We start from the raw sequence: 20,121 nt of genomic DNA, 5'->3' as shown, positions 1-20,121 counted from the left end.
TGACCCTGCCCGCCTTGGCGACGGTGAGCGCGAGCCCGAATCGGAGGTCGAGAACATCGGGATGCCGCTCATTCAGCCGTCCCGTCGCTTCGGTGAGGAGCTGTCGATACTCCGAAACAACGGGGGGGGGTGCTCGATTTCGGCGCTCCAGAACGCGATGTTGTGCCGCACGTGGCTGACGATCTCGTCGTCGCCCAGCGCCTGTTTCGCCTGCGGCAGCAGCTCCCGGGAGAGGCGGAGGGACTCCTCCCCGTTCCCGGTCTTGCCCGTCGCCACCGCGAGTAGGTGCCGGGCGTGCAGCGTCTCGCGATGATCGGCTCCGAGAGCGTGGGTGGCGTCCCGGACCAGGGCTTCGAACGCCGCCCGGGACTCTTCGAAGCGGCCGAGTTCCATGAGGAGGTAGCCGATGTTGTGGCGAATGCTCAAGACCTCTTCGTCGCCACTCGACAGGGCGGCCGTGGCGATCGGCAGCAGCTCCTCGAACCGGGTGAGCGCTCGGGCAGCGTCGCCCGCCTTACCGGTCCACGTCGCGTGCCGTGCCTTGCAGCGCAAGGTGATCCGGTCGGTGTCGCCGAGTTCCCGGGCCGCCCGGTTCGCCCAGGCGGCCCAGCGTTCCCGGTTCTCGACGGGGATATGGGACCCCCGCCGCTCCAACGCGGCGAAGGCGTCTTCGCGGAGCCCGGCGAGCCAGAAGTGCTCGGCCTCGTTGGCCGCCGCGTAGCTCTGTTCCGGCGTCGGCTCGTCGTCTCCGGCCACGAGTGGTACCTCCGAGGTCGCCGCCGCCAGGCGGGCACGCAGCCGGGCCGCCGCGTCGGGGGAGAGAACGGGCGGCTCCCCGGTCCATAGGACGGTTTCGTCGTCGAGACCCGCCCGCGTCCGGCTGACCGAGTCGCCGAGTCCGGCCAGGAAATCGCGGACGCGCACCCGCCGGTCCGGACCGCCCGCCGCCGCGCTCGCCGCGGTGAGGATCGAGATCGGGACGGGGCCCCGGGTGGCGGCGAGCCCCAGCAACTCCAGCAGGACGGCGTGACCGGGCCGAGGCGAGGCCACCGCGCCGGTGCTCTGTTCGATGTCGGCGTCCTCTTGCGCCACGCTGATGAAGGTGACCGTCGAATCGCCGAGCCGGAGCACGTCACCGTGCGCCAGCCGGGCGTCCGGCACCCGCTGCCCGTTGACGAAGGTCCCGTTGGCGGAGTCGAGGTCCGTCAGCCACGCGTCCGTGCCGTCCCAGCGGATCTTGCAGTGGAGCCGGGACACCCGCGAGTCCCCGAGCCGGATCGCGGCGTTCCTGCTGCGGCCGAGCGTCGTGAGCCCGAAGGACAGTTCGTGGTGGGCGGGCGGCTGTCCGGGGACGTCGATGATCAGCGTGGCGGGGGTGATCCTCGGCGAGGTGGGCGAACCCGTGTCGTAGTCGGGCTCGCTGCCCCAGTCCCCGCTGTCCTCCGGTTCCCGCACCACGGGAGCCGGGTCGAAACCGCCCGCCATCACCAGGCGGACCTCGACCGCGGGCGGCAGGCACGCCGGATCCCGCGTGGCCACGACCGTCTTGACCTGTGCCGGCTCCGGTCCCGTCGAGAGACTCCGGAGAAGACCGCACAGCCGGTCCCGGACATCGGGATCGAGGTCGTCGAGCCCGTCGATCGCGATCCGCACGGGGGCTCCGGTCCATTGTGGAGCGAGACTCCGCAGCGGACCGAGCAGCGCCAGATCGAAAGCGCTCGCACCGCTCCGGCCGGCGTCGTCGAGACCGGCGCGGTGCGCCTGCTCGGCGTCGGCGAAACCGGGAACCGTGCGCCGCAACTGACGGGCGAGTTCGCTCGCGAGCCGCTCGGCCGTGTCGCCGCGGCTCGCGAACAGCACGGCGTGCAGGAAGTCGGGCGGCACATAGGATCCGGCCACCGAAGGACGGGCCAGCGCGGCGAGCATGGTCGACTTTCCCGCGCCTGCCTCGCCGGTGATCGCGACCAACCGGGCGCCGGTGAGCAGATGCCCGACGGTCTCGCCGAGTTTCGGATCCGGCTGGTAGTGCGCGGTCAGCCGTTCGATGGTGGGCGCGGCCGGGTTGCCGGCCAGCGGCGAACGACGCCAGGCGGGGGAGGAGTTCAGCGCGAGCCACAGCCCCTGGTCGGCCTCGGCGACCTCGCGGGTGCCGTCGAAACCCAGGTGGACGGCGGTCTGCGCCGGGCACAGGCCGGTGATCACGCGTTTGAGATCCGCGCACCGGACGCGTTCGCCGAACTCCGCGTGCCCCGTCCGCAGGACCGAGACCAGCGACCGGCTGAAACACCCGTTCGCGGCGACACGGTCGTCCGACGCGGTGAGCAGGTCGAACCGTTTGCCCGCCTCGCCGACGATCCGCAGCCAGCGCTGACCAGCCTGCCTCGCCCCGATCCCGGCGTGGCAGGTGTCGAGCAGGATGACCAGCCCGTCGAGCATCGAGTAGCGGCCGAGGAGTTCTTTGATCCGCTGCGCGAACAGGAAGGAACGGCGGCTGTCCACCGGCAACCCGGTGTCCTTGGTGAGGAAGTAGAAGTCGTCGTCGGCGTATTCGCCGTGCCCGACGAGCGAGAGGAAGAGCGTCGCCTCGTCTTCCGACGCGCGCTCGAACGCCTCCACCAGCGCGTCGTCCAGCTCGACCATCGTCGGGTCGACGAGCAGGCCGCGACCGTCTTCGAGGGCGGGGACGCAGCCGCCGATGTCGGGGTCGAGCAGAGCCGTCGAGACCTGATGGCCCGCGTCGGGGAGGAACGAGAGAAGGTTCAGTGAGTCGCATTGCGACGCGACCACCAACGACCTCCGCTCTCCCACGGAGATCACTTTGTCTCATCGGGCGGCCACCGGCAAGGGCGGCCCGCGATACTGTGCGCCATGGCTCGGATCGTTCTGGTGCACGGCATCGCCCAGGAACAGAAGTCCGCGGACACGCTCGAGGCGGAATGGCTGCCGAGCCTGGCGGGCGGGGTCCGGCTCGCCGGTGACGCCGCGCTGGCCGACACCCTGTGGCGCGACGCCCGGCCCGGTGACGCGCGGATGGCCTTCTACGGTGACCTTTTCCTCAAGGACGGCCAGCAGGGCGGCGCGGACGAACTCACCCCGGACGAGTGGGCGCTCGCCGAAACGCTGGCGGCGGAATGGCTCCGGAACGCGGCTTCTTCGGCGTCCCGCGAGGCGGACCGGAACCGGGCGAAGGCCGAACTGGACCTGCTCGGCGGTCCGGCGGGGGAGACCCAGGGCGTGCGCGCGGCCGCCCGCCCGGTGCTGAACGCACTGGTGCGGCTGAAGCCGTTCGCGAGGCTCGGGGTGGCGTTCGCCGAACGAGTGGTGGTCAAGGCACTCAAGCAGGTGACGCTGTACCTCACCGACGAGACGATCCGGGAACGCGTGCAGGCCCGCGTCGCCGAGCACATCGGGCCGGAGACCGAGGCGATCATCGGGCATTCCCTAGGTTCCGTCGTCGCTTACGAGGCCGCCCATCTGCACGGTCGCCCGTTGCCGCTGCTGCTCACCCTCGGCTCCCCGCTGGGCCTGCGCACGGTCGTCTACGAACGGACCCGCCCGCAGCCGCCGTCCGTCCCGCCCGGCGTCGCGAGCTGGGTGAACCTGGCCGACCGGGACGACCTCGTCGCCGCCCGGCCCGACCTCAGCGGGTTGTTCCCCGGCGCCGACGGGGTCCTGGACAGCGGCTACACGGTCGACAACGGGGCGAAGCCGCACGAGGCGGCGTTCTATCTCGCCAAACGACGGACGGGTGAGGTGCTCTCCCGGGCGTTAACCCCCGGCGGGCAGGCGTAACGCGGCGGTTTCCGCGGCGACGACGGATGGAAACAGCCGCCCTCGAAGCTCACCGGTGAGGTGATCTTCGAGGGAAGGGGCAGCCATGCGGGTATCGGCGGAGGTCGGCACGTGGCTCGCGCGGCGCAGCAGCCGGGCGGGTGACTGGTGGGCGGCGGAGCTGGTCGCCGCCAAACGCGGGACGCGGGTTTCGGTGGTGATCCCGGCTCGCGACGAGGCGGAGACGGTGGGCGCGATCGTCGGCACCATCCGGCGCGAACTCGTCGAACGGTTCCCCTTGGTGGACGAGATCCTGGTGGTGGACAGCCATTCCACGGACGCGACCGCCGAGGTCGCCGCCGCGGCCGGGGCGGACGTCGTCGCGCAGGACGCGGTGTTCCCGGAACTGGGAAGCCTGACAGGCAAGGGGGAAGCGCTCTGGAAGGGCGTCGCCGAAACCAGCGGGGACCTCGTCGTCTTCGTCGACGGCGACCTCCGCGACTTCACCGCGGACTACGTGACCGGACTGCTCGGACCGCTGCTGACCGACCCGGCGATCGCCTACGTCAAAGGGTTCTACCACCGTCCGCTCGCCGGGGCGGCGGGCGTCGAACCCGACGGCGGCGGCCGGGTCACCGAACTCGTCGCCCGTCCGCTGCTCAACATGTACTGGCCGGAACTGGCCGGTTTCGTCCAGCCGCTCGCCGGCGAGTACGCGGGACGGCGCGAAGTGCTCGAAGGCATCCCGTTCGTCACGCATTACGGCGTCGAGGTCGGCCACCTGATCGACCTGCTCGAACTGCACGGGCTCGACGCGCTCGCGCAGGTCGACCTCGGCCACCGGACCCACCGGCATCAGGGCACCCAGGCACTCGGCCGGATGGCCGCGCAGATCATGCTGACCCTGATGGACCGGCTGGAGCGCGGCGGCCGGGTGATCTCCGCGGCGCCGCCGTCGACGTCGCTCGCCCAGTTCCGGCGCGGCGCGGGGGAGGCCGTCGAGCGGGAACTCGTGCTCACCGACGTGACCCTCACCCAGCGGCCGCCGCTGGAGAGCCTCCCGCCGGAGATCCGCCCGGAGAACTCACCCGCGCTGCGCAGGAGCGCTTAATGCTTCCTTGGGCTGCCAGCCCGGCGGGCCGAACACGTAACCGAGTTTGTCCCGCCACGAGCCGGCCGCGCGGACGTCGCGTAGGATCGAGCCGTATTCGTGGAAGCCGACCTTGAGCAGGTTGTAGGAGTCGACGTTCTTGGTCAGCCCGTAGGTCGGGCGTTTGCCCTCCGGTACGAAACTGCCGAACATCCGGTCCCAGATGATCAGGATGCCGCCGTAGTTCGCGTCCAGGTACTCCTGGTCGCTGCCGTGGTGCACCCGATGGTGTGAAGGCGTGTTGAACACGTACTCGAACCAGCGCGGCAGTTTCCGGATCTTCTCGGTGTGCACGAAGAACTGGTAGACGAGGTCGATCGACAGGCCGGTGAGGATCATCCACGGCGGGATGCCCGCCAGGGCGAGGATCGACCAGAACGGCAGCTGGAAGTACGGGGTCCACTTCTGCCGCAACGCCGTCGAGAAGTTGTAGTGCTCGCTCGAATGGTGCACCTGGTGGCCCGCCCACATGAGCCGGACGCGATGGCTCGCCCGGTGGTAGGCGTAGAAGACGATCTCCTGGCCCAGCAGCATCAGGACCCAGGTCCACCAGTCGTGCGGGCTGAACTTCACCGGCGCGAGTTCGTAGAGCGCGGCGAAGACGAACAGCATGGCGATGCGGAAAACACCGTTGATCACCACCGCCACCGCGCCCATGGACATGCTGGTGCGGGTGTCCTTGACGCTGTAGCCGATGACGTTGTCGTCGTGCCCCAGCACGTGCAGCGCGAGGATTTCGATCGCGACGAACAGCAGGAACACCGGCGTCGCCATCAGCACCGGGTCACTCAGATGGGCAAGAAAATCCGCCACCGCACCTCTCCCTGTCTCGCCCCCGGTTATCTGACCATCAGGTAACTTACCCTAGGGTCATTTACCTCAGGGTAAGATAACCGCCGTGACAGAAGCAAGGGCCGTCGGCACGAAGGGGGTGCCCCGCGAGGAGCGGGAGTCCCAGATCGTGCGCGCCGGGACGGAGGAGTTCGGCAAGAACGGGTACGCCGGGGCGTCGATGGTGGAGATCGCCCGCCGGGTCGGCGTCACGAAACCCTTGCTGTACCAGTACTTCGGCTCGAAGGACGGGCTGTATCTCGCCTGCCTGCACCGGGCGGGGGACCGGCTGACCGAAGGTGTCGCCGAGACGATGGCGGAGGAGGGCGAGCCGCCGGAACGGATGCCGCTCGCGGTGCTCTCGGCCATCTTCGAGACGTTCGACAACGACCGGTACGCCTGGAAGCTGCTACGCGACCCGACGGTGCCCTCGACCGGTGAGATCGCCGGTGTCGCGGTCGACTACCGCTACCGGCTCGACGGCTTCGCGCTGGTCGGCGCCGCTCAGCTGATGCACTCGCGCGGGCTGGACGACGATCGCGACATCGAGGCGATCGCCCAGGTCTGGACCGGCGTGGTCGACTCCCTGATCAGCTGGTGGATCGACCAGCCGGATCAGGACGCCGCGGCGATGACCGAGCGCTGCTCGCGGATCATGCGGAACCTGTTCGGCTGGTGAGCGAGGCGGCCGCGGCCTCGCAATCGGCGAAGGCGAGCGGCGGCCGATCGGCCAGCGGGAACCAGGCGTACTCGGAATTCTCTTCCGAGAGCACGATTTCCGCGTCCTCGGGGAGCTCGCAGACGAAGGCGAGACCGATCGTCTTCAGGCCGGTGTCGCCGTAGACCGACGGATACGTCCCGGCGAAGCGGAGATTCCGGAGTTCGCAGCCGATCTCCTCCAGCCCTTCGCGGACGAGGTTCTCCTCGGCGGTCTCGGCGCCGGAGAGGAAACCGCCGACGGTGTCCCAAGCGCCCTCGCGCGGCTCGTGTGCCCGGCGCAGCAACAGGATCCGGTCGCCGTCGAGGATGAGACCGACCGTGGTCGGCAAGGGGTTGTCGTATTTGGTGAAGCCGCAGGCGGGGCAGAGGACGTGGGTGTCCTCGCCGGCGCCGTCGAGTCTCGTCCGGTCCCCGCAGCGCGGGCAGAACGTCCAGTCCTTCACCGGCCGGAGCTTAGCGGCCGGTGAAGGACCGGACATCAGGAAATCACGAGCAACGCCAGTACGACGGCTCGGGCAAACCGGTCGGCGTGGCGATGATCGTGCCGTCCGCGGTCAGGGCGGCATCCGCACCGAAGGGATGTGGTTCGTCCGAGAAACCCGGCCTGGGGCCGGTGATCGTGGCCTCGTCCGCCCCGTTCCGCCACACGGTCGCCGAACCTTCCGCGTGCGTGCCGCGGAACCCGAGCACGAGCCCGCTCGAGTTGGCCGCCTTCGCCGTCGCGCCGGGGATGGTCGAGAGCACGTCGCCCGCGGAGTTCCACACCACGGCCGTGCGCCCGCCCGCCGAGTCGAAGCCGTGGCCGGCGACCACGCCTTCGTCGAACTGCGACGCGACGATCCCGGTGAGACCGGCGGGCGAACGGAGCCTGCCCTGACTGCCGTCGGCGTGGTAGATCTCGCCGGTCGAGGCCACCACCCGTCCCGTTTCGTCGATCCCGACCGGGAATCCGTCCCCGAGGATCCGGTACCCGGCCCCACCCGCGGGCCAGAAGACGATCCGGGTCTCGCCCGCGACCTCGACGAAACCGGTGATGTCGCCGCGATCGTTGAGGCGGGTGGCGTGCGTGTGCCCGGTCGCCGGTGCCGGAAGCCAGCGGTAGAACCTCTGGTAGACGTACGGAGCGGACTCGCGCCCGTCACCGACCTTCGCCCCGACGACCACTCCGTTCCGGTTGATATCCCGTGTGTGGTTCCACGCGCCGTCGGCGAAGCGCAGCATGATCCGGGGCTGACCGTTGTGCCAGATGATCCCCTCGCTGGGTTCGGAATGGTCGCTACCGTTCCCGACGATCCACTCCGTCCCCGCGGATCCGTCGATGTAGGCGTAGTCGATCCCGGAGGGCATCTTCAGTTTGGTCTGCCGCCAAGAACAATCACCGGCTTCGTGCGCCGGTGCGGCCTGCGCCGCCCCGGCGCCGCACACGGTCATGACGAGGGCGGCGGCCAGCGCGGCACCCCTGCGGAGGACCGTCATGGTCAGAACCACCACTGGTTCTTGGCGCCCGCCACGAAGTCCCACAGCTGCACGACTCCGCCGTCACGGCCCGCGGTGCCGAGGTCGGCGTCGAGGTACCGGCCGCTGCGCACATTCTGCAGGCGCAGGTAGCCCTCGGGGTTCTCGGTGACCGTGAACCACTGGTTCGAACCACCCGCCATGTAGTCCCACAGCTGGATCTTGGTGCCGTTGCGGTTGATGGTGCCGAGGTCGGCATCCAGGTACCGGCCGCTGTGGGCGTTCTGGAAGCGGTAGTGCCCCTCCGGGATCTGGGTCACGTACCAGGCCTGGTTGGCCGGGATGGTGTTGTCCGGGTTGACGATGCAGGTCCACAGCTGGACCTTGGTGCCGTTGCCGTTGATGGTGCCCAGATCCGCGTCCAGGCAACGGCTTTCGTCGGACGCCGGGCCGATCAGGTACACGTCCTGCTGGGCGGCGATGCCCACGCCGTGGATCTTGGCGGGACGAAGCTTCAGCTGACCGAGATCGACGCGCTCGTCCGCCTGGGCGGCGGGCGCGCCGAGCAGTGCCGAGAATCCGGCGAGAACGGCCATGGACACGACGAATCGCTTGAGATTACGCAATTTTCTCCCCAGTTCGCCGCAGGCGTCTTCACTGGGCCCCGACCAGGACGACCTGCTGACCATGATCCTGCCGGTTCGGCTCACATCCCGTCAACGTGGTTGTTCTTCACGAAAACGCCACCCCGCCGGGAAATCCCGGACGGGGTGGCGTTCCTCCAGTCACACTGGATACGGTCGGGGTGCCCGGCGCCGCTCCGGACACCCCGACCGTGCTCAGGACGCGGCGCTGGATTTGCCGCGCAGCTTGACGTTGGCCGTCGAAGCGTTCTTGATGGCCGTTTCGATCTGCGCCATCGTCGAGGACGAGGACAAGCCCGGCACCGTCGCCGACTTCAGCGCGTAGAGCGTGAACGTGTAGGGATGGCTGGAGCCGCCGGGACAGGGGCCGAAATACTTCTGCGAGTTCGCCCCGCTGCCCATGGCCTTCTGCTTGGCGCCGTTCTGGTTCGGGACCGTGAAGCCCGAGCCCAGTCCTTCCGGCAGCGAAGCCGCGGAGGCCGGGATGTCCCAGATCGCCCAGTGCAGTTTGTTGCCGTTGTTGGCCACGTCGGCGAAGACGATCGCGTATCCCTTGGCGCCCGTCGTCCCGGCACTCCACTCCAGCGGCGGCGAGGTGTCCTGTCCCGCGGTGCCGTCACCGGCGCAGGTGAACTTGTCCGGGATGGTCGCGTTGTCGGCGAACGCGGAACTGGTCAGCTTGAACGCTCCCGGCTGCGAGCCGCCGGGGAACTTCAGCCGCACCACCACGTTGTCGAGCACGCTCGGCGTGCCGCCGTTCTTGTCCGCGTTGGTCGAGGTGACCCACAGCCCGCCGTCCGGTGTCTTGGTGACCGAGCGGAGCCTGCCCCAGCGGCCGGAGAACAGCGACTGCACCGGACCGACGCCGTTGCCCGCCGCGTTGATCTGCGTGGCGAAGAGCTGTGCGCTGGTGACCGCCGCGACGTAGATCCAGTCGTTGACGATCTCGATCCCGCTCGGCCCGCCGGAACTGGTCGGCCACGTCTTCTTCGGCGCGACCGTGCCGCCGCAGGATCCTTCGGTGCCTTCACACTGGGGCCAGCCGAAGTTGCCGCCCTTCTGGATCAGGTTGAGCTCGTCGAGCTTGCCGTCGCCGAATTCCGACGCCCACAGCTGACCGCGCGAATCCCAGGCCAGGCCCTGCGGGTTGCGGTGCCCGAAGCTCCAGACGTAGCGGGCGTTGCCACCGGTGGAGAAGAACGGGTTGTCGCTCGGCGCCGAACCGTCGGGGTTGACCCGCAGGATCTTCCCGTTGAGCGAGCCCTTGTTCTGCGCGGTGTCCTTGTTCTGCCCGTCGCCGACGGTGGCGTAGAGCTTGCCGTCCGGACCGAACCGCAGCCGTCCGCCGTTGTGGTAACGGTTCTTGGCGATCCCGGTGAGCACCGGTGTCGACGACGAGGACAGCTTTCCGTTGTCGTAGGTCATCTTCACGATCCGGTTGTCGCCGGATGCGGTGTGGTACAGGTAGATCGCGTGATCGGTGGCGTAGTTCGGCGAGATCGCGATGCCGAGCAGGCCGCCCTCGCCGTTGGTGCCGACCGCGCCGGGGACCTTGCCGACCGTCGTCTTCTCGCCCGACGGCGTGATCCGCAGGATCTCGAACCGGTCCCGTTCGGTCGCCAGCGCCGTGCCGTCCGGCAGGAAGTCGACGGACCAGGCGAGGTCCGCCTTCGTGATGTCCTTGTCGTACTCGGGAATCCCGCCGCCCGCGGCGCCGCTCGTCTTCGCGGTCAGCGCGTCGCTCGCGGCCGAAGCGTTGCCGTCGAGGTCACGGGCCTTCACCGTGAACGTGTACGACGTGTTCGCCGTCAGGCCGGTGACCGTGGCTTCGAGCGACGGTGTCGTCGCGACCTTCGTGGTGCCCTGGTACACGTCGTAACCGGCGATGGTGCCGCTGTCATCCGTGGAAGCGTTCCATGCCAAGGAAACGCTGTTCGCGGTCACCGACGTCGAGCGCAGGTTCCCCGGCACCGTCGGCGGTGTGGTGTCCCCGCTGGACGGCGTGGTGAACTGGACGACATTGCTTTGCTGCGAAGGGTTCCCGGCCGCGTCGAAGGCACCGACCGAGATGTCGTAGGCCGTGTTCGGCTGCAGGTTGTCGACGGTCGTGGTGAGCGTGTTCCCGTCGACGGACTTGAGGACGTTGCCACCGCGCATCACGTCGTAGCGGACCACGCCGACGTTGTCGGTCGCGGCTTCCCAGGTGAACGTGGCGCTGCGGGCCTTGACGTCCTTGGCGGCCAGGTTCTTCGGCGGCGTGGGCGCCTCGGCGTCGGTCACTCCGCTCGCGGTGAGCTTGTCCGCGTTGGGGCCGCCGTTCGCGGTGGTGGCGGTGGTGCGGATCTTGTTGGCCCCGGCGGCCAGCGCGACGTCCTTCGTGACCGTCTTCCAGGTGGTCCAGGCGCCGGTGCCGGGGAACGACAGCGTCCCGGCCGCGGTGCCGTTGACGCTGAGGGAAACCGGCCGGTCGATCGTGGTTCCGTTGGCGTAGCGGAAGGTCAGCGTCTGGGTTCCGGCCTGCGCGGCGTTCACCGTGTACTCGACGTAGCTGCCGACGACGTTGTCGAAGTTCACGAACCCGGTGCCGGAGTAGCCCGCGTGGTTCTTTTCGACGGCGCCTTGGGAGATCGTGGCGGCTTCGGATTCGTGATCGGTCGGTGCCGCGCCGGCGGACGGAGCCGGCAGGACGGCGACGGTCATCGCCGTCGCGGCGGCACACGTGAGCAGCGCGCGCCACGGTGGTCGGGGTGCCACTGGAGCCTCCATACGTGAAGTTCGGGGGTCGGGAGGTACAACGGCGGACCGGGCGGGGCCCGGCGGGGAAGGTGGAGTTTTAGTTAGGAAACTTTCCTATCTATGGTTCAGATCACACACCAGTGGGTGCTTCGTGTCAATAGTTGACCAACATCAACACGGAGGGTCACGCCCCAAAACGCATTTAGTCCTCTGGATGCGGTACTTGCACGCGCAAGGACCGCATCCAGAGGACTAAATGCGAGGGGGGGAAGGGGTCAGCCGGCGATGTCGGCGCGGGCGATCACCTTCGTGATCCGCGCGCGTACCAAGGACTCCTCCGGTACGGCGTTGCGCTTGCCGTAGGCCTCGGCCTTGTCCTCACCCATGTACCGGCCACCGAGCCTGGTCGCCCATTCGAGCATCTCGCCGAGGTCGTGGTGCAACACGGCTTCGGCGGTGAACTGCACGTACGAGTACGGCGGCTTCTGGTCGTCGACGGCGAGGGAAAGCCGCGGGTCGCGCCGCAGTGCCTTGCCCTTGAGCGTGTCCGTGCCGGTGGTGAAGATCAGCTCGTCCCCGTCCGGCCCCTCGTTCAGCAGGAACCACACCGGCGTCACGATCGCCGCCCCGTTGGCGCGGACCAGACCGAGCATGCCCGTCCGCGTGCCCTCGCTCGCGAAGGCCCACCATTCGTCCCTGTTCATTTCACGCATGACCCGACGCTACTGGGACACCCCGGCGGTGAGCAGCCCCGGTCACCCGCGGGTGGTGCCGCCCGGACCCCCGGTGGCCGGGCGGCACCGCCCCGGCTAGCGGCAGGCGAGCCGGGTGATCTTGACGACCTCGTCGTCGTGGATGCGGTGCCAGGTGCCCGACGCGTACGCGGCGCCGCCGTCGTAGTCCTCGCCACCCCACCGGTTGACGATCGTGCGCAGATGCGCGGTGCAGCCGACCGGGATACGCACGCCGTCGATGTCCCGGTTCGGCCCGGTCCGCCCGCCGGCACTGAGCGGCAGGAGATCGGTGTAGTTCCGGCCGTCGAAGTTCCCGGCCACCGTGACGACGCGCGGAGTGTCGTTGAAGACCCCGCCGCACCAGTGCACGACCGGGGTGCAGTTGCCCTCTTCCGCCGCGGAAGCCGGTGTGCAGGCCACACCCGAGACGAGCAAGGCGGCGGCCGCGGCCACCGGAACGAGTGAACGTTTCATGGTGAATTCCTCCCTGATCGGTTGTCCGACACGTCCACGACAGCAGCATCGCGCGGGGCTGACCAGGGAAAACGATGTCGCGGTATGTCGCGGTTCGTCCCGCGACACCGTGACCGGGTGCGACACAATGGCGATGGGGAGGGGGTGGACCATGTCCACTGCGAAGGACTTCGGCGCGCAATTGCGCGAGGTGCGCGGAAGGCTCACTCAGGAATGCGTCGCCAAACGCTCTTTGCTCGGCCAGGACGCGCTGACCCGGCAACGGGTGTCCAACATCGAGAACGGTCTGCTGCCGACGGCGGGGCAGCTGCGCTGCTATCTGCACGGCTGCGGGAAGCCCGAACTGTTCGAGCGCTTCGACCGGATCCGGGGCGAGGTGAAAACGAGCCCGCTTGCCAGACCGTGGCGAAGACGCGTGCTCCGGGTGGGCTCGGCGGTGGCCGCCGGGCTCGCCGCCACCGCCGTGGTGCTCGTCCTGTCTTCGGATCATTCCGGCTCGGCTCCGGCGGCCACGGTCGTCCCGGACTGCGCGGAAGGTTTCCTCTGTTTCTGGCCCGAACCCGGCTACGGCGGGGCCAAGGTGCAGCTGCCGCCGGATTGGGCGAGTGACGGACGGCAATGCACCGCGTTGCCGTTCCCGGCGAGGTCGATGGTGAACCGCAGCGCGGAGCGGCACTGGGGTTACGCCGGACGGGACTGCGCGGGCGGGGACCGGACGATTCTGCAGCATCGAGGCGGCGCCGAAACCTCGATCCTGATCCAGTCCTACGTCCACACCTGAGCTCCACCCGGTCACCCGTGCGGGGTGGAGGGGACGGCGACTAGCCTGGCCTGCTGTGCGAGACGACGAGCTGACCGGGATGGGGCTGGCCGACGAGGGGCTGACGCGCCGCCTCAAGGCGCTGGCCTGCACAGCGCCCTTGCACGACCTCGACGCGCGCAAGTCGAAGCTGGACTGGGCGGACGCCACGATCTACCAGATGGCGGAGATCGCCCTGCACACGATCGACCAGGTCACCGTGTCGATGGACTTCGACACCGGCGCCGACCACGATCAGGTGATCGCGCGCCTGCTGCCGTTCGTCGCGCTCCAGGCACCCGGCCGGACGCCGGACGAACACGCCAAGGTCGCCCGGTGGGTGCTCGACAACCTGATCAACGTCGGCACCACCGATCGCGGGTTCCGCCGCGTCTACGGCTCCATCGGCCCCGGTGGCGGGTATCAGCGCCGCCAGTTCGACTTCAAGCTGCTCGTCGAGCTGGCCGCGCCCGACGGCGAGGTCTATCTGCGCGCCACCGACGAGGCGATCAACGTGCTCGTCGGCGCGCTGGACACCGACGTCGAGTCCGCGCAGATCGCGGCCGAGGTCAAACTGGAGAACCTGATCAACCGCGGCCGCCTCGCCGACGCGAAGCTCGCCGCCGAACAGGCCCGCTACCGGACGGTCCAGTACGGCGAGACGTTGCGCGCCAAACTCGACGCCACCCGCCGCGACGTGCGCGCGGTCGACTGGGAGCGCGAGGTCCCGGATCTGCTGGATCAGGCGCTGTCCCACATCGAGTCCCGGTTCCGCGCCGAGAACGCGATCCTCAAGAACATCACCGCGTCACGGGACGAGACCGAGGACCTCGACCGCAAACGCCGTGCCGCGGAACTCGTCGACATCGTCGGCGACTGCATCCGCCGCCACACGCGGCTCCAGTCCCGGCTCGCCGACGCGGGCGCGGTGTTCCGTGCCGAGCAGGACCGCCAGCAGTTCTCCGGGCCGCCGCAGCGCGCCACGATCGACCTGTTCGGCCAGCTCCTGATGCCGACGCTGGGCCTGCCGATCGCCCAGGCCGTCGCGCCTGCCGAGTCGTTCTTCCACGCCGGTGCCGGGATCTCGCCGCCGACCGTGCCGTCGCTGTCCTCGCTGGTGTCGCTGCTGTTGCGGCCCGCCCCCGAACGCGATCAGCTCGTCGGCGAGATCCCCGAGCCCGAGCTGATGCCCGCCGACGTCACCGACAAGTTCGGCGACGAGCAGTGGCGCCTCGCCGACGACCTGCTCGACCTGCCGGAAGTGCCGCGACGGCTGTCCGGGCTGCTCGAAGAGGCCCGCCGGATCGATCCCGCGTTGCCCGCCCTGGTCGCCCTGCGGGCGGTGCACGCCTACAGTCCCGAGGTCGGCGCGGCGCTCCGGCTGGGGGAGCGTCAGGTGCTGCTGGCCGTGGACGACGGCACGCTGCTCGAAGATCCCGAGTTCGGCGGAGCGGACCTGCTGCTCTCGTCGGCCACGGTCGATCGACACGAAGAAGAAGAGGAGGAGGTCGCGTGACGACCAACGGGGACGTCGAATCCGCGGCCCGGCTCGTCTCGTTCGGCATGCGCCCGAAGCAGCTGCCGTCGCGGGACGTCGTGTACGGCGACCTGGTCCGGCGCTACGGCGAGGACAGGGCGTTCAAACAGCTCACGCACGCGGTCGCGGCCGGGCTGGGGCTGATGGTGCTGGAGGTCAACCTCCAGGCCGGTGCCGTGCTGGCGGCGACCGACGAGTCCGTCTTCGAGATCAAGATGGACAGCTACGCGCGGCAGAGCAAGATCCGCGAACGCCGCGAGACCGAGAAGGTCCTGCACGGTCTCGTCCATCTGGCCACCGCCGCGCTCGGCTACCCGCGTCCGGACGACCTCGCCAACGACACCTACATCGGCCGCGTCAGTGTCGAACAGGTGGACGCGATGGTGCGCGAGGCCTGCCGGATCCTCGACGAGCGCGCGGCGCAGGCCGAAGCGAACAACGACCCGCTGGCCGACGCGCCCGAACTCGAACAGGCGTGGCGCGCCTACGCCCGGCGTCCGGCGGCCGCCGCGACCAAGGACGGCAGGCTGTCGTCGGACACCACACGCGGCATGGTCGCGCGGGCCCTGCGGTTCCTCGCCGATCAAGGTTTTCTCGTCCAGGTCAGCGGAGAACAGGGCGGGACCTACCGGACGACACCGCGCTACCAGGTGCAGGTGCGCGAACTCGCCGCCGACGCGGCCTTCGACGATCTGCTCGAGCTGAACGTGGTGTCGGTGGCCAACGGCGGCGGAACGTTGCGCGCGGCCGCGTCGGACACGCTTTAACCAAGGGGAGTCGATGTACGAGCTTTCGCGGGTTCGCCTGCACTCGGTGGGCCCGGCGGGCGCGCGGTACCAGGACGTCGTGCTGGACTTCAGCGGCGTCGGCGCCGCCATCACCGCACCCAAACAGGACGCGTTGTTCAGCGCCGGGATCCACCTGGCGGGGGAGGGGCCGCCGCGGCGCCCGTCGCCGGCGAGCGTGCTGTTCCTGGAGAACGGTGGCGGTAAATCCGTCCTGATCAAGCTGATCTTCTCGGTCATGCTGCCCGGCCGCCGTCAGGTCGTCGGCACGACGAACACCAAGGTGCTGGAGAAGTTCGTCGCCGCCAAGGACGTTTCGCACGTCGTGCTGGAGTGGCTGCAGGTCGAGACCGGCCACCGGGTGATCACCGGCAAGGTGTCGGAATGGCGCGGGCACGTGGTGTCGGCCGACTCGGAGAACCTCGTCGATTCCTGGTACTGCTTCCGGCCGACGCCCTCGCTGGATCTGGACTCGCTGCCGCTGACGTCGGACGGCAGGCTGCTGACGATGTCCGGTTTCCACGACCAGCTCGACAAGGTGCACGGCGGCGAGCCGGAACTGGAGCTGTTCTGGACCCGGCGGCACCACGAATGGACGTCGCGGCTCGACGGTCTCGGCCTCGACACCGAGCTTTTCCGGTACCAGCGCGCGATGAACGCCGGTGAGGGCGAGGCGGCGGACGCCTTCGCCTTCAGCACCGACGAGGCTTTCGTCGAGTTCCTGTTGCGCGCGGTGCTTTCGGAGGAGGAGCCGAAGGATCTCGCCGAGGTCGTCGCGACCTACGCGCACAACCTCGCCCAGCGCGGGGATCTGTTGTCGGAGCGGGACTTCGTCGCGGGCGCGCTCGACCTGCTCACGCCGCTGGCGGAGGAGGAAGGCGTCGCCGCCGCGTCGCGGAAGCTCGCCGACGCGGCCCGCGCCGAGATGCGGACGCTGGCCGGTCAGGTCGCCGCCCGCGACAAGCTGGAGAACGAGCGGCTGAGCGGGCTCGAACAGCATGTCGACGAGGTGAAATCCGCGGAGAAGCTGGCCGAGGGCGACCACCGCCGTCTCACCGCCGGGGTCACCGAACTCCGCCGCCTGGTCGGGAAACTGCGGCTCGACGAGGCACAGGAGAGCAAGAAGCGGATCGACGGCGAACTGGCCGAGGCCAAGACCGCGGCCGAGGCCTGGCGTGAATGCGCCACCGTGCTCAACCACCTCAACGCCGCCCGCAAGGCCCGCGATTTCCGGGAACTGGTGGGGAATCGCGAGCAGAAGGCGCAGCCGGCGCTGCAGGCGCGCAACGCCGCCACGGGCGCGCTCGCCAGGGGACTGTTGGGGCTGGCCAAGAACGCCACCGAGCAGGCGGCGAAGGCCGAAGCCCATGTGGCCGCCCTGCGGGCCGAAGCGGAGAAGGCGCAGGCGGAACGCGACGAGTCGGCGAACCTCGCGGCGTCGCGCCGGGCGGAGGCTCGCGGGCTGGGGGCGCGGATCGCCGAAATCCGGGAGGAGATCGCGGAAGCCGTCCGCTCCGGCGCGCTCAAGGCCGGGGCGGACGTCGCCGAAGCGGCGCGCGCGGCCAGGGTCGAGGCCGAGACGGCCGCCGCGGAACTCGTCCGCCGGGAACAGGAGCTCGAACGTGTCGCCGAAGACCTGCGTGCCGCGCAGGCCACGGTCAACGACGCGCACCGGCTCGCGGGGTCCACAAAGGACCGATTGGAACGCGCGGCCGAGGAACTCGACCGCGCCAACCGGCGCACCGACGCGCTCGCCGTCGAACCGCGGCTGAGCGAACTCCTCGGTGCGGACGACGTCGCGCTGGAGACGGATCTCCCGGTGCTGCTGGAACGTCTGCGCGAGGCGGGTTCGGCCGCGGAGAAGGAACAGACCGCGCTGCGGATGGAGGAATCCGTCGACGAGCGCGCGCTGAACGCGCTCGGTTCCGGTGGCCTCCTGCCCGCTCCCGAAGACGTCCAGGCCGCGCTCGACGCGCTGGAGGCCGCCGGGATGAACGCGTGGTCCGGCTGGCGCTATCTGTCCACTTTGGACAAGAAGCGGCGGGCGGCCGTGCTGGCCCGCGCGCCCCAGCTGGTTTCGGGGATCCTGCTGAACGAACCGGAACAGGTGCGGCTCGCCGAAAAGGTCCTGGCGGAGCGGCGGCTGCTGCCCAGCACGATCATCCCCGTCGCCACGACCGAGGCCACCACGACCGACCGGCTGCCGGGTGAGGCGGGGATCGAGTTCCTCGTGCCGCCCAATCCGGCGATGTACGACGAGGAGGCCGCCGACGCCGAGCGTGAGGCCATCGCGCTCCGGCACGCGGAACGTCAGCGCCGGCTGGCGGCATTGGCGACGTCGTTGGCCGACGACAGCGCGCTGTCCTGGAAGCTCAAGACCTGGCGCGAGGACTACCCGCCCGGCAGCATCGCGACGCTCGCCGAGCAGCTCCAGAACGCGCGCACCGCGCACGAGACCGCTCGGACCGCGTTGGAGCAGGCCGAAAAGGAGTTCCAGCGGCTCGGTGAGAAGGCGGCCGGGCTGCGGGAGCGGATCCCCGAGCTGCGCTCGATCTCGGCCGAGGCGGGGGAGCGCGTTCGTGGGCTGGAAGCACTCGCCACGCGTGCCGCGAAGATCCCGGAGTGGACCGACGACGTCGAACGTGCCACCGAGATCGCCGAGCGGGCCGAGGCCACGGCGTCCGAAGCCGCGGTGAAGGCTTCCCGGCTGCGCGAGCAGGCGGGCGAGGAACAGCGCACCGCCGACGGGCACCGGCGCACGGCGACGACCGCGAAGGCGGAACTGGCCGAGGTGCCGGGATCGAGCGACGTCACCGAAGACGACTCCGTACCCGCCGAACCGGTGGACGCGTTGCGGCGTACCTTCGCGTCGGCCTCCGAGGCGTACGCGAAGGTGGAGGTCGGCAGCGATCTCCGTGCCGAGCTCGACCAGGCCGAGAGCGTCGAGGCGTCCGCGCGGGCGGCGCTGGAGGCGTTGGACGACGCCGTCCGCGAGCGGGCTTCCGCGCTGCTGGAGACGCCGGACGGCTCCGACGCTTCGGCGCGGGCCGCGGCGCAGGCGCGGGCGAACCGGGCCGTCGCGGTGCTGGAGGAGGAGCGCACCGAGATCGTCGGCCTCGTCGCGACCCGCAAGGCGGAACTGGGCCAGCTGCCGGAACAGCCGTCTGCGCTGGCCCTCGACGCGCGGCCGAGGGACATCGAGCACGGCCTGGAGCTGATCGACGAAGCCGGTCTCGAAGTGTCCGCCGCCGCGCGGAAATGGGAGGAACTGCAGGAGCGCCGCGCCGCGGCCGAAGCGACACTGGAGTCCGCGAAGGCGTCCGCGTCCGGCTTCGGTCTCCTGGCCGAATCGATGGCGCATCTGTTGTCCAAAGAGGACGAAGAAGCGCCGTTCGAGGGCGACGTCGAATCCGCGCGCGCCAAGCACTCACGGCTCAACACGGCGCTCACCGAGGCGCAGGACGCGGCCGACGCGGGTGACCGGCGGGTGCGGGCGGCGGCCGACCAGCTGGCGCAGTACGCCACGGACAAGCGGTTCGAAAAGCTCAGCACACCGGTGCGGCAGCAGGTGATCTCGGTCCGCCGCGACCAGCTGCCCGCCCACGCCGCGGAATGGGCGGAGGCGCTGCGTCCCCGGTTGCGCACGCTCACCGACGATCTCGCGCAGATCGACCGGCACCGCGGCGGCATCATCACCCGGCTGCAGGGCATGGTCGACGGCGCCCTGCGCACACTCCGTGCGGCGCAACGGGTCTCACGGCTGCCCGACGGTCTCGGCGACTGGTCTGGTCAGGAGTTCCTGCGGATCCGCTTCACCGAACTCGAGGAGAACGTGCTCGCCGAGAAGCTGGGCGAGGTCGTCGACGAGGCCGCGGTGGGGAAGACCTCCGACGGCCGCGACGTCAAACGGGACGGGCTTTCGCTCGTGCTGCGCGGCGTGCAGGCCGCCGCTCCCAAGGGTTTCCGGGTCGACATGCTGAAGCCGGACTCGGTGCTGCGGACCGAACGGCAGCGGGTCTCCGAGATCCGGGACGTGTTCTCCGGCGGGCAGCAGCTGACCGCGGCGATCATCCTGTACTGCACCCTGGCGGCGCTGCGGGCGAACAACCGCGGCAAGGCCCGCAACCGGCATTCCGGCGTGCTGTTCCTCGACAACCCGATCGGCCGCGCGTCGGCGGGCTACCTGCTGGAACTGCAGCGCGCGGTCGCGGAGGCGCTGGGTGTCCAGCTGATCTACACCACCGGCCTGTTCGACGCCGGCGCGCTGAGCGAGTTCCCGCTGATCGTGCGGCTGCGCAACGACGCGGACCTGCGGGCGGGGCGCAAGTACCTGTCCGTCGACGCGACGATCCGGAACGCGACCGACGAGCTCGGCGAGCCGGACGGCGTCGCGCGGCTGTCGGCGACGCGGCTGTTCACGCGCCCGTCGGAGGAGCCTGAGCAGGAGGAAGAGACGGCGTGACGTGGATGTGGCACACCGTGCCA

At 69.8% G+C, this 20,121-nt stretch carries 15 protein-coding genes; 7 read left to right on the top strand and 8 right to left on the bottom strand.

Features of this window, described 5'->3' with window-relative positions; all coding sequences use genetic code 11:
- Positions 1-72: 72 nt before the first annotated feature.
- Positions 73-2,808 (bottom strand): FHA domain-containing protein, encoded by a 2,736-nt coding sequence (locus AB8M46_RS28540; RefSeq protein ID WP_394362248.1) that lies wholly within the window; start codon positions 2,806-2,808, stop codon positions 73-75.
- 60 nt (positions 2,809-2,868) lie between these two features.
- On the opposite strand from AB8M46_RS28540, the gene AB8M46_RS28535 reads away from it, so the two are divergent.
- Positions 2,869-3,792, top strand: a complete 924-nt coding sequence (locus tag AB8M46_RS28535) for a hypothetical protein (RefSeq protein WP_394362247.1) — start codon at positions 2,869-2,871, stop codon at positions 3,790-3,792.
- 85 nt (positions 3,793-3,877) lie between these two features.
- Complete coding sequence (locus AB8M46_RS28530; protein ID WP_378428194.1) at positions 3,878-4,882, top strand: glucosyl-3-phosphoglycerate synthase; 1,005 nt, start codon at positions 3,878-3,880, stop codon at positions 4,880-4,882.
- On the opposite strand, the gene AB8M46_RS28525 is transcribed toward AB8M46_RS28530, so the two are convergent.
- Positions 4,856-5,734 carry a sterol desaturase family protein gene (locus AB8M46_RS28525; protein ID WP_037343986.1) on the bottom strand — a complete coding sequence of 293 codons (879 nt, stop codon included), beginning with the start codon at positions 5,732-5,734 and terminating at the stop codon, positions 4,856-4,858. The two genes, AB8M46_RS28530 and AB8M46_RS28525, sit on opposite strands and share 27 nt — an antisense overlap.
- Positions 5,735-5,819: 85 nt before the next feature.
- Here AB8M46_RS28525 and AB8M46_RS28520 point away from each other — a divergent pair, with 85 nt between their 5' ends.
- Positions 5,820-6,431: a TetR/AcrR family transcriptional regulator gene (locus AB8M46_RS28520; RefSeq protein ID WP_235213386.1), complete on the top strand. Its 612-nt coding sequence runs from the start codon at positions 5,820-5,822 to the stop codon at positions 6,429-6,431.
- Here the strand turns inward: AB8M46_RS28520 and AB8M46_RS28515 are convergent.
- From AB8M46_RS28515 to AB8M46_RS28490, 6 genes are all read right to left on the bottom strand, one after another.
- Positions 6,406-6,915 (bottom strand): NUDIX domain-containing protein, encoded by a 510-nt coding sequence (locus AB8M46_RS28515; protein ID WP_394362246.1) that lies wholly within the window; start codon positions 6,913-6,915, stop codon positions 6,406-6,408. The two genes, AB8M46_RS28520 and AB8M46_RS28515, sit on opposite strands and share 26 nt — an antisense overlap.
- A gap of 43 nt (positions 6,916-6,958) precedes the next feature.
- Positions 6,959-7,948, bottom strand: a complete 990-nt coding sequence (locus AB8M46_RS28510; protein WP_394362245.1) for a hypothetical protein — start codon at positions 7,946-7,948, stop codon at positions 6,959-6,961.
- A gap of 2 nt (positions 7,949-7,950) precedes the next feature.
- Positions 7,951-8,553 carry an RICIN domain-containing protein gene (locus AB8M46_RS28505; protein WP_350593484.1) on the bottom strand — a complete coding sequence of 201 codons (603 nt, stop codon included), beginning with the start codon at positions 8,551-8,553 and terminating at the stop codon, positions 7,951-7,953.
- Positions 8,554-8,766: 213 nt separating this feature from the next.
- Positions 8,767-11,271, bottom strand: coding sequence for a PQQ-dependent sugar dehydrogenase (locus AB8M46_RS28500; RefSeq protein ID WP_394362428.1), 2,505 nt, complete (start codon positions 11,269-11,271; stop codon positions 8,767-8,769).
- Between the two features lie 311 nt (positions 11,272-11,582).
- On the bottom strand, positions 11,583-12,020 hold the full coding sequence (locus AB8M46_RS28495; protein ID WP_037343995.1) for a PPOX class F420-dependent oxidoreductase: 438 nt from the start codon (positions 12,018-12,020) through the stop codon (positions 11,583-11,585).
- A 96-nt stretch (positions 12,021-12,116) separates the two neighbouring features.
- Positions 12,117-12,515: a hypothetical protein gene (locus AB8M46_RS28490; RefSeq protein WP_037343997.1), complete on the bottom strand. Its 399-nt coding sequence runs from the start codon at positions 12,513-12,515 to the stop codon at positions 12,117-12,119.
- A gap of 151 nt (positions 12,516-12,666) precedes the next feature.
- Here AB8M46_RS28490 and AB8M46_RS28485 point away from each other — a divergent pair, with 151 nt between their 5' ends.
- From AB8M46_RS28485 to AB8M46_RS28470, 4 genes are all read left to right on the top strand, one after another.
- Entirely contained in the window at positions 12,667-13,296 is a 630-nt protein-coding gene (locus AB8M46_RS28485) for a peptidase inhibitor family I36 protein (protein WP_394362244.1), read from the top strand.
- 79 nt (positions 13,297-13,375) lie between these two features.
- Positions 13,376-14,830, top strand: a complete 1,455-nt coding sequence (locus tag AB8M46_RS28480) for a hypothetical protein (protein ID WP_378428634.1) — start codon at positions 13,376-13,378, stop codon at positions 14,828-14,830.
- Between the two features lie 47 nt (positions 14,831-14,877).
- Positions 14,878-15,618, top strand: coding sequence for a hypothetical protein (locus tag AB8M46_RS28475; RefSeq protein ID WP_052120950.1), 741 nt, complete (start codon positions 14,878-14,880; stop codon positions 15,616-15,618).
- A gap of 13 nt (positions 15,619-15,631) precedes the next feature.
- Positions 15,632-20,098 (top strand): hypothetical protein, encoded by a 4,467-nt coding sequence (locus AB8M46_RS28470; RefSeq protein ID WP_394362243.1) that lies wholly within the window; start codon positions 15,632-15,634, stop codon positions 20,096-20,098.
- Positions 20,099-20,121 lie beyond the last annotated feature (23 nt).

Origin of the sequence: Amycolatopsis sp. SB7-3 (assembly GCF_041021335.1) — a bacterium.
Classification (GTDB): domain Bacteria; phylum Actinomycetota; class Actinomycetes; order Mycobacteriales; family Pseudonocardiaceae; genus Amycolatopsis; species Amycolatopsis japonica.
The sequence above is the reverse complement of the archived record's forward strand: the minus strand, read 5'-3'. Positions and strand labels throughout refer to the sequence as shown.